9 protein-coding genes and 1 pseudogene are annotated in these 15,240 nt (G+C 59.2%); 9 read left to right on the forward strand and 1 reads right to left on the reverse strand.

Going from position 1 to position 15,240, the window contains the following annotated elements; genetic code table 11:
* Nucleotides 1-19 precede the first annotated feature (19 nt).
* The 3 genes from ACURWW_RS08305 (at nt 20) to ACURWW_RS08315 (ending at nt 4,059) form a co-directional block, all read left to right on the forward strand.
* The gene (locus tag ACURWW_RS08305) at nt 20-1,054 is read left to right on the forward strand and encodes an AAA family ATPase (protein ID WP_445616343.1); all 1,035 of its coding nucleotides are present in this window, start codon (nt 20-22) and stop codon (nt 1,052-1,054) included.
* A gap of 13 nt (nt 1,055-1,067) precedes the next feature.
* Nucleotides 1,068-1,961: a DUF58 domain-containing protein gene (locus ACURWW_RS08310; RefSeq protein ID WP_445616344.1), complete on the forward strand. Its 894-nt coding sequence runs from the start codon at nt 1,068-1,070 to the stop codon at nt 1,959-1,961.
* 82 nt (nt 1,962-2,043) lie between these two features.
* Nucleotides 2,044-4,059: a BatA domain-containing protein gene (locus ACURWW_RS08315; RefSeq protein ID WP_445616345.1), complete on the forward strand. Its 2,016-nt coding sequence runs from the start codon at nt 2,044-2,046 to the stop codon at nt 4,057-4,059.
* Between the two features lie 20 nt (nt 4,060-4,079).
* On the opposite strand, the gene ACURWW_RS08320 is transcribed toward ACURWW_RS08315, so the two are convergent.
* A complete protein-coding gene (locus tag ACURWW_RS08320; protein ID WP_445616346.1) occupies nt 4,080-4,589 on the reverse strand; it encodes a MarR family winged helix-turn-helix transcriptional regulator in 510 nt (169 codons plus the stop codon).
* Nucleotides 4,590-4,962: 373 nt separating this feature from the next.
* On the opposite strand from ACURWW_RS08320, the gene ectA reads away from it, so the two are divergent.
* The 6 genes and pseudogenes from ectA to metH all read left to right on the forward strand — a co-directional run bounded on the left by ectA (nt 4,963) and on the right by metH (nt 15,047).
* A complete protein-coding gene (gene ectA / locus ACURWW_RS08325) occupies nt 4,963-5,472 on the forward strand; it encodes a diaminobutyrate acetyltransferase (protein WP_445616347.1) in 510 nt (169 codons plus the stop codon).
* A 39-nt stretch (nt 5,473-5,511) separates the two neighbouring features.
* The gene (gene ectB / locus ACURWW_RS08330; RefSeq protein ID WP_445616348.1) at nt 5,512-6,798 is read left to right on the forward strand and encodes a diaminobutyrate--2-oxoglutarate transaminase; all 1,287 of its coding nucleotides are present in this window, start codon (nt 5,512-5,514) and stop codon (nt 6,796-6,798) included.
* Between the two features lie 109 nt (nt 6,799-6,907).
* Nucleotides 6,908-8,359 carry an aspartate kinase gene (locus ACURWW_RS08335; RefSeq protein ID WP_445616349.1) on the forward strand — a complete coding sequence of 484 codons (1,452 nt, stop codon included), beginning with the start codon at nt 6,908-6,910 and terminating at the stop codon, nt 8,357-8,359.
* Between the two features lie 97 nt (nt 8,360-8,456).
* Nucleotides 8,457-10,091: a BCCT family transporter gene (locus tag ACURWW_RS08340; protein WP_445616350.1), complete on the forward strand. Its 1,635-nt coding sequence runs from the start codon at nt 8,457-8,459 to the stop codon at nt 10,089-10,091.
* A 262-nt stretch (nt 10,092-10,353) separates the two neighbouring features.
* The gene (metF, locus tag ACURWW_RS08345; RefSeq protein WP_445616351.1) at nt 10,354-11,241 is read left to right on the forward strand and encodes a methylenetetrahydrofolate reductase [NAD(P)H]; all 888 of its coding nucleotides are present in this window, start codon (nt 10,354-10,356) and stop codon (nt 11,239-11,241) included.
* A gap of 40 nt (nt 11,242-11,281) precedes the next feature.
* A pseudogene (gene metH, locus ACURWW_RS08350) lies at nt 11,282-15,047 on the forward strand (methionine synthase).
* The last annotated feature ends 193 nt before the right edge of the window (nt 15,048-15,240 follow it).

The following is a 15,240-nucleotide window of genomic DNA, read 5'->3' on the forward strand; positions in this document are numbered from 1 at the left end:
ACGCAACTGGAGCCGAACTATGTCCTACATGAACAAGCCTGATTTTGGCCGCGACGAAGGGATCAGTGACGACCACCTGACCCTGGTCAATCGCATGAAAGAGGGCCGCGATCAATTGCTGGCCGAGTTGCAGAAGGTGATCGTGGGCCAGCAAGGGGTGGTGGACCAGCTACTGATCGCCTTGTTTTCCGGCGGACACTGCCTGATCTCCGGCGTGCCCGGTCTGGCGAAAACACTTTTGATCAAGACAGTGGCCGATGTTCTCAAACTCGACTTCAGGCGCATCCAGTTCACGCCGGACCTGATGCCGGCGGACGTGGTCGGGACGGAAATCGTGCAGGAGGAAGGCGGCCAACGGCGTATGAAATTCGTGAAGGGGCCCATCTTCACCAACATCCTCCTGGCGGACGAGATTAACCGCACGCCACCGAAAACCCAGTCCGCGTTGCTGGAAGCCATGGAAGAGCGCCAGGTAACGGCGGCCGGTGTGACCCATCCCATGGCTCAACCGTTTTTTGTGCTGGCCACCCAGAACCCCATTGAGCTGGAGGGCACCTACCCGCTGCCCGAAGCTCAACTGGACCGGTTTATGTTCAAGCTGATGATCGGCTATCTCCCGGAGGAGGAAGAGATGCAGGTGGTCAGCAACACCACGCAAAAGCACGAGGTGGAGTTCACCCATCCATTAACGGGCCAGGATATTCTGGATTTTCAGCAGGTGGCGCGACAGGTTCCGGCAGCGGAGTCGGTGGTGCGCTACGCGGTGCGTCTGGTGGGTTCCAGCCGGCCTCAGAACGAGAATGCGCCGGATTTCATCAAGGACTGGGTGAGTTGGGGCGCCGGCCTGCGGGCGTCGCAGAATCTGATTCTTGCGGGCAAGGTACGGGCACTTCTGTTGGGCCGGTACAACGTCTCCTACGGTGATATTCAGGCGCTGGCCGAACCGGTCCTGCGCCACCGCATATTGCTGAACTTCCACGCGGAAGCCGAGCGCATCCCGGTGGAGGAGGTCATCAGGCGGCTGGTAGAAGCCGTGCCCGTTCCCAATAGCTGAAGCGGACAAGCTCGTGACTTCGAGTGCTAATTTTATCGACCCCGGCGTCCTCGCCAGTCTGGACAATCTGGAGCTGCGCGCGCGCATCGCGGTGGAAGGTTTTCTAAGCGGTCTGCATCGCAGCCCCCACCGGGGATTCAGCGTGGAATTCACCGATTACCGCCACTACAACCAGGGCGATGACATCCGGCACATTGACTGGAAGCTGTACGGGCGTTCGGACAAGCTCTATATCAAGCAGTTCGAGGATGAGACCAACTCCCGCTGCACGATCCTGCTCGATAGCAGCGCCTCCATGTCGTACGGATCGGCGGAGCTCAGCAAGCTGGAATACGCCCGCACCCTTGCAGCCGCCCTGGCATATTTTGTTATGCGGCAGAAGGACGCCGTCGGGCTGATCACGTTTTCCGACAAAGTGAACCACGTTCTGCCAACACGCTATCGTCAGGGCCACCTGATGCAGATCCTCCGCACCCTGGTGGAGTTGAAGGCCGCGGACAAAACCGACCCGGTGAAACCCCTGTCCGATCTTGCGGCCAACCTGCGCGCCCGGAGCTTCGTCGTCCTGATCAGCGACCTGCTCGAGGGCGAGGAGGAAAGCATCAAACTGCTGCAGCAGATGCGAGCCATGGGGCACGAGGTTATCGTCTTCCATGTGATGGACAATGCGGAACTGAATTTCCCGTTCCAGGAGGCCTCGGAATTTGTAGATCTTGAAACCGAAGCGACGTTGCTGACCTCGCCCGGTGCAATTCGTGAGGATTACCTGGACGCGGTGGCGGAATACCGCGAATACTGCCGCAGGCAGTGTCAGTCCCACGGAGTGGATTATTGTCTGCTCAATACCAGCGAGCCCCTGGACAAAGCTCTTGCGGCCTACCTGACGCGTAGAGGCAGAACAGGATGATCCGATTATTCTATAGCGGCGGCAGAAATCCCGGACCGGGATTTCCGGCCAATCGCCCGTGGATACGAATGGGTGGAATAGCATGTCGTTTCTGACCCCTGTCTTCCTGTTTGGCTTGTTGGCGGCCGCCATACCGATTGCTATTCACCTGATTCGGCGGGACAAACCGCCCAGGATCGTCTTCAGTACGCTGCGTTTTTTCCAGCGGACCTCGCGCAAGCAATTCTTTTTTCAAAAAATGCAGCAGTGGCTTTTGCTTCTACTGCGAACCCTGGCAGTCGTGCTGCTGGTCCTGGCCTTCGCACGGCCCTTCTTTGGTCAATCGATATCGAACTGGGCGGAGCTGGCGCCGCGCTCGGTTGCAGTTCTGGTGGATACATCCATGAGCATGGGCTATGGAGACTACCTGGAGCGGGCCAGGAATGCGGCGCGCAATGCATTGGCCGAGCTGAACCCCGGCGATGAGGCCGCCGTGATCTTTTTTTCCGATACGCCAAAGGCAATTCACGGACCCACGAGCGATTTCAGCACATTGCAGGCGGCGATTGACGGACTCGAAGCGCCGGCCTTTGAGAAGACGCGGTATTTTCCCGCATTGCGGGCAGCGGACGAGCTCCTCTCGGGCAGCCGCTTTGAGGATCAGGCGGTGGTTCTTATCTCCGACTTCCAGAACAGCGGAATGACAGGCTTGGACCCGAACTGGAAGCTGCGGCCCGGGGTGACACTGACGACGGAGAGCATCGCAGACAGGGAGAGCAGAAATCTGGCGATCACCGGCCTGAAATCGCCCCCCTACCTTCGGGGCGGCGACGTGGAGGACGAGCTCTACATCCGGGTACGCAGTCTTGGCAGCGTGCGCCAGGAACAGGCGGAGCTGGCGGTAACGATCGACAACAAGGAGCTATGGCGAAAGCGCATCGAGCTGGAAGACCAGTCGGAAACAGTAGTGAAGGTGCCTGTCAGCTTCTCGGGCGAGGGGTCCCACGTGGGGCGGGTTACTGTGAAGGATGAACACTTTTCGCTGGACAACGATTACTGGTTCACAGCCGACGTAGTACCCAGAATTCCTGTCCTGACGGTCAACGGCGACCCTTCTGGAAACTGGTTTGAGGACGAAGCCCACTGGTTTGGGCTGGCAGTCAGCGGCGCTGAAGATTCGCCCTTTTCACTCACCATAGTCGAACAGCAGACACTGGATGCGCCGCGGCTCCAGGATCATCGGGTTGTGGCCCTGCTGAACACGGGCCGCATTACGGCGACCCAGGTTCGGGAGTTGGAGGGTTTCGTTCGCGAGGGCGGCAGCTTGCTGATCGCCCCGGGGAATCGGGTGCAAGCGGCTGCATTCAATCGACTGCTGGCCCGGCTCAGTCCCGCTCAATTGGTGCAGCGGGGCGATCTGACCGGCGACGACTACCTGTTGATCGCCGAGGTGAACAGCCGTCATCCGGTTCTGCGTCCCATTCAGGTGGATTGGGGAGTGCGTTTTACCGGTTACTGGCAGCTAAAGCCGGCGGACAACACGGAAGTACTCATGCGCTTCGATAACGGCGATCCGGCCATGGTGGAGCATTCAGTGGGTGAGGGCCGGGTCCTTCTGCTTGCCTCGAGCCTGGACCTGGAATGGAATAATCTCCCGCTGCAGGGCATGTACCTGCCTTTCATTCACGAAAGCCTCAAATATCTGGCCAACACCCCGGAGAAAAAGCCGTTCTATCTGGTGGGTGAGCAGCTGCCTCCGACCGCCACGCCGGCCGGCAAGCTGCGCAGCCCCCAGGGCGATTCCCTGGCACTGGGGGAAGGGGATGGGGGCTTCCTGCTCCGGGAGCCGGGGATATACAGCCACCGGGACGAGGGGGCCACCACTTACTATGCGGTAAATCGCCCGCTGGAAGAGTCCGACCTTGCGACGTTCGCGCCCGCCGCTCTTGTGGATCAGGTACTGAACCCCGAGACCGGACCTGTTCAGAGCAGCGAAGTCCGCAATCAGCTCATGAAGCTGGAGCTGGAAAAGCCCCAGCGCCTGTGGTGGTGGCTGCTGCTCGTGGTTGCGCTGTTGCTGCTGAGTGAAGGGCTTCTCGCGAATCGTACCTATCGCTGAGCCGCCGCAGCGAATGGCGGTCAGCGGATCTTGTTGGGTTGCCCGGGTTTCGCGCTGTCCTGACGATCCAGGTCACCCACGTCCAGAAAGGGCGATGCATCGATCTTTTCCGCGTCCATCATGTGGGCGACCCGCTGCAGCGCAGAGAGGATCATGTTCTGTTCCCAGTCGGGAAGGTTCTGAAATCGTTCGATGAAGTGGGCTTGCAGCGGCGTGGGGGCCTTGTCCAGCATCTGCTCCCCGCCCGGTGTCAGATAGGCGTAGACCTTGCGCTTGTCCTGTTGCGACCGCTGGCGGTAGACGAGCTCGCGCCTTTCCAGGCGGTCGAGAATACTTGTTACGGTCGCCTGGCTCAGGTTGATGCCCTTCGCCAGCTCCCCAATGGTCACTTCTCCCCGTTCCCGGACAGCCTGCAGCAGCAACAGTTGCGGTGCGGTCAGCCCGGCCGTTTTCACCAGGTGTTTGGAGTGGAGGTCTGCCGCGCGAATGATGCGGCGCAAGGTAATCAACACGTTTTCAATACTATCCATTGGTTTCCACACAGGATCGATCGGTCTGAAGCGACATTATCCCACGGCCTGCGGAATAGTGGCCCGCGGTCATGGTCTTAACGCTCACTCTGCGAGCAGGTTGCGCCCCCCGGGTTCTGACAGTCCGACCGGGGCGTGAGTTGAATCTTAGCCGCCGACTGGGTAATATAACCGGAATATTTAGTGTACTAAAGATTTCGGCGCCGTCAAAAGCGTCTGTCACGGGCTCTCTGGATTTCGCAGGTGGTTTGGTAAGGGCAAACCGCTTGAAATTGCGACTTCTTCACCGTATTTGGCTGGAGAAAGTGCTAAAAGAAATCCATTGAGAACTAAATAATCCAACCGAAAAGAGGACATTTGCCCCTTAATCGTTATGCAGTCAAACACTTCAGAAGTCGAACTGCGTATTCCCACCGCCACAGATGGGCCCGCTTTATCAAAGCTGGTTAGCCTTTGCCCCCCCTTGGATGAAAACTCCCGCTATTGCAACCTGCTGCAGGTCAGTCACTTCGCCGACACCGCCGTAGTCGCGGACCTCGACGGCGAGCTGGTCGGTGCCATTACCGGCTATCTGCGTCCCGGACATCCGGACACCCTGTTTATCTGGCAGGTGGCAGTGCTCTCCAAGATGCGCGGGCAGCGCCTGGCGAAACGTATGGTCATGCACCTGTTGCAACGACCCCAGTGTGCGGATGTGCGCTACATCGAAACAACTGTTACACCCGACAATAAAGCATCGTGGGGCCTGTTCGAAGGCATCGCCCGCGACCTCAATGCTCCTCTGAACAAGTCCGTCCTGTTCGAAAGGAATGCCCACTTCGCGGGCGCGCACGACGACGAAATGCTGTGCCGCATCGGACCGTTCACGACTCCTTCCAGCTGACGAATCAGACTAGACGAATCCAACTTATACGAGACGACTATGAAAATTTTTGACGAGATTGAATCGGAAGTGCAGAGCTATGCCCGTTCGTTCCCCCGCCTGTTCAACAAAGCGCAGGGGGAACTCATGTTCGACGAGGCCGGTAACCGTTACCTGGACTTTCTTGCGGGCGCGGGCACCCTGAACTACGGCCACAATAATCCGATTTTCAAAGAGAAGTTGCTGGAGTATATCCACAACGACGGAATCACACACGGGCTGGATCTGCATACCTCGGCCAAGCAGGATTTTCTGGAAACCTTCAACGAGAAGATCCTCAAGCCCCGCGAGCTGGAATACATGGTTCAGTTCACGGGCCCCACGGGCACCAATGCGGTGGAAGCGGCCATCAAGATCGCCCGTAACGTAAAGGGCCGCGAAAACATCATCTCTTTCACTAACGGCTTCCATGGCGTGACCATCGGATCGCTCGCGGCGACGGGCAACTCTCACCACCGCGGCGCCGCCGGCGTCAGCCTGGCGGGTGTGAGCCGAATGCCCTACGACGGTTATCTTGGCGAGGACATCGACACTACCGCTTACCTGGACAAAGTGCTGAGCGATTCCAGCAGCGGGATCGATCTGCCGGCGGCGGTCATCGTGGAAACCGTACAGGGCGAAGGGGGAATCAACGCAGCGTCTTTCGAATGGCTGCGCAACCTTCAGGAAGTGTGCCGACGACATGACGTTCTGCTGATTGTCGATGATATCCAGGCGGGTTGCGGCCGAACCGGAACCTATTTCAGCTTTGAAGAAGCGAAGATCTACCCGGACATCGTGACCTTGTCCAAATCCCTCGGCGGTTACGGTCTGCCGTTTGCCGTTGTGCTGATGCGTCCGGAGCTGGACCAGTGGCAACCGGGAGAGCACAACGGTACTTTCCGGGGTAACAACTTCGCATTCGTTACAGCGACCGCGGCGATCAACACGTACTGGTCGGATGACAAACTGTCGACCGAAGTGAAGCGCAAGGGTGAATACATTGCCGAGCGCCTGCAGAAGATTGTGGACACCTACGGTGAGGGCAACTTCACCTGTCGCGGACGAGGCATGTTCCAGGGCTTGAATTGCGTAAGCGGTGAACTTGCGGAAAAGATCACCAAGTCAGCATTCAAGCGTAATCTCATCATTGAGACCAGCGGTGCCGAGAACCACGTGGTGAAATGTCTCTGTTCATTGTTGATCAGCGACGAGAACCTCAAAAGCGGCCTGGACATTCTGGAGAAGAGTGTGGCCGAGGTGGTTGCCGGGGTGGACGAGATTCCCGAGGAAAAAACCTATTTCTAAGCCCCGCCTGTGTCTGCGTACATCACCATCTACGCGTAAAGGGGCCGGGCAACACGCCCGGTCCCCAGTTTCTCAGCAAGCAGTCAACTCAGCAATCAAAGCGAAGGTTATGACTCAACAGCAAAATCATACGGTAGAAAAAATCGGCGGCACATCCATGAGCGATTATGCCGCCGTGCGTGACAATATCATCCTGCGTGGGGACAACAGTGCGGACCTCTACAACCGCATCTTTGTGGTCTCGGCCTACGGTGGCATCACCAACATGCTGCTCGAGCACAAAAAGACCGGCGCGCCCGGTGTGTTTGCCCTGTTCGCCAGCGGGGAAGAAGAGAACGACGACTGGCGTCTGGCTCTGGATGACGTGCGCGCGACCATGGAGGAAATCAACGCCTCCATCTTCAGCGACAAGCAGCTGTTGGCAGACGCCAATGCCTTCATTGGCGAACGCCTGGATGAAACAGAGCGCTGCCTGTCCGACCTCCAGCGCATCTGTCAGCATGGTCATTTTGCCCTGCAAGCCCACCTGGATACCGTGCGTGAAATGCTGTCCAGCATCGGCGAGGCACACAGTGCCTGGAATACGGCGCAACTGCTGAAGCAGGACAACATCAATGCCTGTTTCGTGGACCTGACGGGCTGGAAGTCCGAAACGCCCCTCAGCCTTGACGAGCGGATCACGGAAGCTTTCCGCGGGATTGACCTGGAAACACAAATGCCTGTCGCCACCGGCTATGCGCATACGGAGGTGGGCCTCATGTCCGTCTTCGACCGGGGCTACAGTGAAATGACGTTCAGCCGCATCGCGGTGCTCACAGGTGCGCGGGAGGCCATCATCCACAAGGAGTACCACCTCAGCAGCGCGGACCCGAAGCTGGTGGGAGAAGACAATGCCGTGCCGATCGGCCGCACCAACTATGATGTGGCCGACCAGCTCGCCAATCTCGGAATGGAGGCCATCCACCCCCGTGCGGCCAAGGGCTTGCGGGAGAACGAGATCCCGCTGCGGGTGAAGAACACCTTCGAGCCCGACCATCAGGGCACACTGGTGACAGTGGATTACGTCAGCGAAACGCCATGTGTCGAGATCATCGCTGGCCGCAAGGGCATTTATGCGATCGAATGCCACGACCAGAACATGATCGGTGATGTGGCCAGTTATGACCGGGAGCTGTTGGCCGAAGTCAGCCGCTTCAAAGGCCACGTGGTGACCAAGGACCTCAATGCCAATACCATCACCCACTACCTGGGTGCCAACCTGAAGCGGATCAAGCGCATTCGCCAGAACATCGAAGAGAAGTTTCCGGAGGCGAATATCCAGGTGCGGAAGGTTGCGCTGGTGTCCGTGATCGGCAGCGACATGAAGGTTCCTGGTATGCTGTCCAAGACAGTGGGCGCCCTGGCCAAGGCCAATATCAGCATTCTGGCCATGCACCAGTCCATGCGTCAGGTGGATATGCAATTCGTTGTGGACGAGAATGATTACGAAGGTGCGGTAAAGAGCCTGCATTCGGCTCTGGTGGAAGTCCACGATCACGGCGAGGCGATCTGCGCAGCCTGATCCGACGGAGCCCTTGCAATGCGCTCCAACTGATTCTAATAATCACAGATAATTACAGGCGGCCCCTGCGGCCGTCGTCTTTGCTTCGAGGGGACCGATGTTCGATCAAATGGCCCGGCGCCTTGGCCTCAGTGCCAATCCCGCCGTATTCTTCACCGCCGCCGGGCTGGCGGTGCTTTTCGTCGCCCTTGCGATTCCTTTCAATGAGGAATTCGCGGCCTTCTTTGGTGCTACGACGGACTTTACGGTTACCTACTTCGGCTGGTTCTACATCCTCAGCGTGACTGGCCTGCTTCTGTTCCTCATCTGGGTCGCGCTCAGCCGCTACGGCAACATCCGGCTGAGCAAGGACCACGAAGAGCCGGAGTATGGGACGCTGACCTGGTTCGCCATGCTTTTCGCCGCCGGAATCGGGACCATTCTCATGTTCTGGGGTGTGGCCGAGCCCATGTCCCACTTTGCCAACCCACCGCTGGAAGGTGTCGCGCCGGGCTCGGCGGAGGCCGGCGAACTGGCCATGGCGATCGCCCTTTATCACTTTGGTCTGCATACCTGGACCATCTTTACCCTGCCAGCGCTGGCCATCGGCTACTTTGCCTACCGCCAGGGCCTGCCCATGCGAATCAGCAGTGTGTTCTACACGGTACTGGGGGACCGGATCTATGGTCCCATCGGCTGGGCCATCGACATCATCGCCTTGCTGGGTACCGTGTTTGGTGTCGCGGTATCGGTTGGCCTCGGCACGCTGCAAATGAACAGCGGTTTGCACTACCTGTTCGACGTGCCGGTCAATGCAGCGATCCAGATCGTAATCGTCGCCGTCATCACGGTCGTGGCGACCGCGTCGGTCGCGTTGGGGCTCGACCGCGGAATCAAACGGCTCTCCGAGATCAACATTCTGCTTGCACTTGCGATCCTGCTCTTCGTATGGGTTGCAGGTCCCACATTATTTCTCACATCGGGTACGGTTCAGAACATCGGCACCTACGTTCAGAATCTGCCGTGGCTCGCCTTCTGGACGGAAACCTACCAGGGCACACACTGGCAGCGGAGTTGGACCGTGTTCTACTGGGCGTGGACCATTTCCTGGGCGCCGTACGTGGGCATCTTTATCGCGCGGATTTCCAAGGGGCGCACCATCCGCCAGTTTGTAGGGGGAGCCCTGGGCGCGCCCTTGCTGTTCACTGTGCTCTGGTTCTCCATTTTCGGTCTGGCTGCAATCGACCTCGAACTGAATCAGGGTGCGGCTATAGCGGCGCAGGTGCAGGACGATGTGTCGGTTGCGCTGTATACGTTTCTGGAGGAGTTTCCGCTCGCAACGGTGACCACCGCGCTCAGCTTGATCATTATCGTGGTTTTCATCGTTACTTCGGCTGACTCGGCCGCGCTGGTGGTGGACCTGCTATCGCGCCGAGTGGATCAGCCCAGCAAGACCGGGCAGCGGGTGTTCTGGACCATCCTGCTCGGCATCATGGCCGGAACTCTTTTGCTGGGGGGCGGCCTGGATGCCTTGCAGAACGTGATCACAACGCTCGGTTTCCCTTTCTGCGTACTGCTGGTCTTCATGGCCGTGGCGTTGACGCGGGCGTTGCATGCCGATTATCTCGGCTACTCCATGCGCGACCTGGCCGCCGGCAAGACGCCGCACCTCGATCCGATGGGTGCAGATCCCGCCGATGCCCCGGGGGATGACCCCAGGATCGACCCGCCGAAGAAGGCTTCCGGAGAGTAATCACCGCAGCCCGCCGGACCGGGGCCAGTCGGCGCCCGGTCCAATTTACCAGCCCATTTTCCAACCGCTGTTGCAAACGCTCTCGGATCAGGCCGGAGCCGTTGGCGCGGCTCCCGCCCATTGAATTCCGACCGGCAACTCGCTAAGCTGCCCGCTTGGGCGGTATCCCAATAATCCTCTTTAAAAAATAGATGTGGGATAAATCCCACAACGACCTCAGCCCACGTTTGAGGCGCAGCTAACGCCAAGGAGCGAGAAGTTAATGAGTGGTGAATCCACACGCAAAAGCCGGCATATCAACAAGCGGGAACTGTCTATTTCATTCGAGTTTTTTCCCCCGAAAACGGAAAAGATGGAAACCACATTGTGGGACTCGATTCGCCGCCTTGCTCCGCTCCAGCCGGATTTCATCTCCGTCACCTACGGGGCCGGTGGTTCCACACGGGAGCGCACCCATTCAACGGTAACGCGGGTCATTCACGAAACCAGTTTGAAACCTGCCGCGCATCTGACCTGCGTGGGCGCAACCCGGGAAGATGTGGATGACGTGATTCGCGGCTACTGGGAAGCGGGTGTCCGCCACATCGTCGCCCTGCGTGGTGACGCACCGGAAGGTGCCGGGCAGCGTTATCAGCCCCATCCCGGCGGCTATCAGAGCAGCGTCGAGTTGATCGAAGGCATCAAGCGGATTGGTGACTTCGAGGTGTCGGTTTCAGCATACCCGGAGAAGCATCCGGACAGCCCGACCGAGGCTGCGGACCTGGACATGCTTCAGGCAAAGGTGGACGCGGGTGCAACGCGCGCCATTACCCAGTTCTTCTTCGATAACGAGCAATTTTACCGGTATCTCGATAAGGTGCGCGCCCGGGGCATCGACGTGCCCATCCGCCCGGGCATCGTCCCCTTCAATGCCCAGGTGGCGAAGTTCGCGGCAGCCTGCGGGGCGTCGGTTCCGGACTGGTTCGCCCAGCGCTTTGAAGGCCTGGAGAATGACCCGGAGACAGCCAAGCTGGTGTCCGCAGCCACAGTGGTGGAACAGGTCATGGACCTGGTGGATCATGGGATTACCGACTTTCATTTCTATACTCTGAACCGGGCCGACCTGGTTTACGCCATTTGCCACATGCTGGGCCTTCGGGCGCAGGTGTGATCGCGGACGCAACTCAGAATATCTGCCACGAGATTGAATCATGAACAGAGAACAGCGTATCGCCGCTCTGAAAGAAGCGGCAGAGGAACGGATCATCATCCTGGACGGCGGCAAAGGCACCATGGTGCAAAGCTACAAGCTGTCCGAAGCCGATTACCGGGGGGAGCGTTTTGCCGACTGGCATCTGGACGTCAAGGGCAACAATGATCTGTTGGTTCTGACCCGACCGGATGTGATCACGACAATCAACAATGCCTACCTGGCTGCGGGCGCGGACATCATCGAAACCGACACATTCAGCAGTACCCGCATCGCCATGGCCGACTACGAAATGGAAGACCTGGCTTACGAACTGAACGTGGAGGGTGCGCGCATCGCCCGCAAGATCGCCGATGACTGGACGGAGAAAACCCCGGACAAACCGCGACTGGTGGCGGGCTCCATCGGGCCGACCAATCGCACCGCTTCCATCTCACCGGATGTGAACAACCCGGGCTTTCGCGCCGTCACCTTTGATGAGCTGGTCACCGCCTATGCGGAGCAGGTGCGGGGCCTAATCGAAGGCGGCGCTGACATCATTCTTATTGAAACCATCTTTGACACCCTCAACGCCAAAGCAGCCGGCTTTGCCGCAAGGCAGGTGTTCAGAGAGACGGGTATCGAGTTGCCCCTGATGATATCGGGCACCATTACCGACATGTCGGGCCGCAATCTTTCGGGGCAGACTCCAGAGGCGTTCTGGTACTCGGTGCGCCACCTCAAGCCGTTTGCGGTGGGCTTCAACTGCTCCTTCGGCGCCGACCAGCTTCGCCCCGCCATTCAGGATATCGACGCGGTCGCCGACACCTACATCAGCGTCTACCCGAACGCGGGCCTGCCTAACGAAATGGGCGAGTACGACCAGTGTGCCGAAGAGATGGCCGGCAAACTGGAAGCCTGGGCGCGTGACGGCTTGATCAATATGGTGGGGGGCTGCTGCGGCTCCACCCCCCAGCACATCGAAGCGGTCGCCAAAGCTGTGGCGCCCTTTGCGCCGCGAAAAATCCCGGAAGTCCCGGTAAAAACGCGTCTGTCGGGACTTGAGCCATTCGTGTTCGGAGCGTGAGACCCCCGCGTCCAATAACACCAACTTAACAAGAGAACCATTCCCAATGTCCAACAACGCCGCACAATCGTTCATCAACGTCGGAGAGCGCACCAACGTTACGGGTTCGGCGCGCTTTCGCAAGCTGATCGAGGCCGACGACTACACCACTGCCGTGGAGGTGGCCCGCCAGCAGGTGGAGAACGGCGCCCAGGTTATCGATGTGAACATGGATGAGGGCATGCTGGACAGTGAGAAGGCCATGGTGACCTTTCTCAATCTGCTGGCAGCCGAGCCGGACATCGCCCGTGTGCCGGTGATGATCGACTCGTCCAAGTGGCATGTGATCGAAGCCGGACTCAAGTGTGTGCAGGGCAAGGCCATCGTCAACTCCATCTCCCTGAAGGAAGGCGAGGAGCAGTTCTTCGAGCAGGCCCGTCTGGTTCGCGACTACGGCGCCGCTGTGGTTGTGATGGCTTTTGACGAAAACGGCCAGGCGGATACGGAAGACCGAAAGGTGGAAATCTGTACCCGTGCCTACCGGCTGCTGAGTGAACAGATCGGATTCCCGCCGGAAGATATTATTTTCGATCCGAACGTTTTTGCCGTAGCCACCGGGATCGAAGAGCACAACAATTACGCACTTGATTTCATCAACGCCACACGCCGCATCAAGCAAAGCCTGCCTCACGTTCATATCTCCGGCGGCATCTCCAACCTGTCCTTCTCCTTCCGCGGAAACAACTATGTCCGCGAGGCCATGCACTCGGTGTTCCTGTATCACGCCATCAAGGCGGGCATGGACATGGGTATCGTCAACGCCGGTGCGCTGCTGGTTTACGACGACATCGAAGCGGACCTGCGTGAACTGGTCGAGGACGTAATCCTCAATCGCCGGGAAGACGCCACCGACCGGTTGCTGGAAGCGGCAGAGGCCTATCGCTCCCAGACCACCGCCACCAAAGAGCAGGACCTGTCCTGGCGGGAGAAGGACGTTCAGGACCGCATCACACATGCCCTGGTTCACGGCATTGACCAGTTCATCGTGGAGGATACGGAGGAAGCTCGCCAGCGGGCCGATCGCCCCCTTCACGTGATCGAAGGTCCGCTCATGGACGGCATGAATGTGGTGGGCGACCTGTTCGGGGAAGGGAAGATGTTTCTCCCGCAGGTGGTGAAGTCGGCCCGGGTGATGAAGAAGGCCGTGGCCCATCTGATGCCCTACATGGAGGAAGAGAAGGTTCGCATGGGGCTGGCTGACGCGCCCGCCGCGGGCAAGGTGGTGATGGCTACCGTAAAAGGGGACGTGCATGACATCGGCAAGAACATCGTCGGGGTGGTGCTGCAGTGCAACAACTATGAAGTGATCGATCTCGGCGTCATGGTCCCTGCCCAGAAAATTCTCGAGACGGCCATTGAGCAAAAGGCTGACGTGATCGGCCTCTCGGGTCTGATTACGCCCAGCCTCGATGAAATGGTTAACGTTGCCCGGGAAATGCAGCGCCAGGACTTCAAGGTTCCGCTGCTGATTGGGGGCGCCACCACGAGCCAGATCCATACGGCGGTGAAGATCAACCCGCACTATGGCAACGACCAGGCCATTTACGTAAAGGACGCGAGCCGCGCCGTAGGTGTGGTTTCCAAACTCCTGTCGGAAGACGCGGACGCGTTCAAGCGCGAAACCCGCGAGGCCTACGAGAAGCTCGCCGATGAGCACGCCCGTGGCCGTGGGCAGCGTAACAATCTGTCGCTGATCGACGCGCGCGCCAATGGTCCCCATTTTGAGTGGGACAAGTACGAGCCTCCGGTTCCCCGCGAGTTGGGCTTGCAGGTCTACAATAATCTGGACCTCAACCTTCTGGTGGAGCGCATCGATTGGACCCCGTTCTTTGCCACCTGGGGCATCGCGGGCAAGTATCCGCGTATCTTCAACGATGCGAAAAAGGGCGAAGCGGCAAAATCCCTCTACGCAGACGCGCAAAAGATGCTGGAGCAGCTGGTGGCGGAGAAGTGGCTCACCGCCAGTGGTGTGGCGGGAATCTGGCCGGCCAACTCTCAGGGCGACGACATTCTGGTGTATGGTGATGAAGACCGCGAGCAGGTTGTGGCCCGTTTCTACACCCTTCGCCAGCAAACCCGACGGCCCGCCGGTAAAGCCAACCTGGCGCTGTCGGACTACATTGCCCCGGTGGACTCGGGGCGGCGCGACTATATCGGCGGCTTTGCGGTCACCGCGGGGCTGGGGGAGGAGGAGAAAGCAGCCTTCTTTGACAGCTGCAACGATGACTACGCAAAGATCATGGTCACTGCATTGGCGGACCGGCTCGCGGAAGCCTTTGCCGAATACCTGCACGAGAAGGTCCGCAAGGAAATCTGGGGCTTCGCATCAGCCGAAAGCCTCAGCAATCAGGACCTGATCGCCGAGAAGTACCAGGGCATCCGCCCCGCACCGGGTTATCCGTCGCAACCGGACCACACCGAAAAGGGCACATTGTTCCAGCTCCTGGACGCCGAAAACCGAACCGGGATCAAGCTCACCGAGAGCTTCGCTATGTGGCCCGGCGCTTCCGTGTCCGGTCTGTACTTCTCCCATCCGGAATCCCAGTACTTCGGCCTTGGCAAAATCGACCGCGACCAGCTCGCCGACTATGCCGAGCGCAAGGGCTGGGACCTGGAAACCGCGGAGCGCTGGCTCGGCCCCAACCTCAATAGCGGCGTTTAAGGGGGCGGGCGCGCCAGAAGCCGGACGGACGGCCCGGTGCCATTCGGGCCGACGGATTGACCGGTCGGTGCGGTCCGCCCTTCGCGGGATTACCCGTCCAGGTGAAGATCGCGAATAGTTGCGGTACTATCGGAGGCCGCCGTCGCAAGCAGTCGAGTGACCGCCGGGCCCTGGCCCGACCGCCACCCAGAGC

This window comes from Gilvimarinus sp. F26214L (assembly GCF_054401055.1).

Bases quoted from the DNA above. Each gene is read 5' to 3' on its own strand.
- ectB (WP_445616348.1), top strand. From the start codon at position 5,512: ATGAAAATTTTTGACGAGATTGAATCGGAAGTGCAGAGCTATGCCCGT.
- ACURWW_RS08335 (WP_445616349.1), top strand. From the start codon at position 6,908: ATGACTCAACAGCAAAATCATACGGTAGAAAAAATCGGCGGCACATCC.
- ACURWW_RS08315 (WP_445616345.1), top strand. From the start codon at position 2,044: ATGTCGTTTCTGACCCCTGTCTTCCTGTTTGGCTTGTTGGCGGCCGCC.
- metF (WP_445616351.1), top strand. From the start codon at position 10,354: ATGAGTGGTGAATCCACACGCAAAAGCCGGCATATCAACAAGCGGGAA.
- ACURWW_RS08305 (WP_445616343.1), top strand. From the start codon at position 20: ATGTCCTACATGAACAAGCCTGATTTTGGCCGCGACGAAGGGATCAGT.
- ACURWW_RS08340 (WP_445616350.1), top strand. From the start codon at position 8,457: ATGTTCGATCAAATGGCCCGGCGCCTTGGCCTCAGTGCCAATCCCGCC.
- ectA (WP_445616347.1), top strand. From the start codon at position 4,963: ATGCAGTCAAACACTTCAGAAGTCGAACTGCGTATTCCCACCGCCACA.
- ACURWW_RS08320 (WP_445616346.1), bottom strand. From the start codon at position 4,589: ATGGATAGTATTGAAAACGTGTTGATTACCTTGCGCCGCATCATTCGC.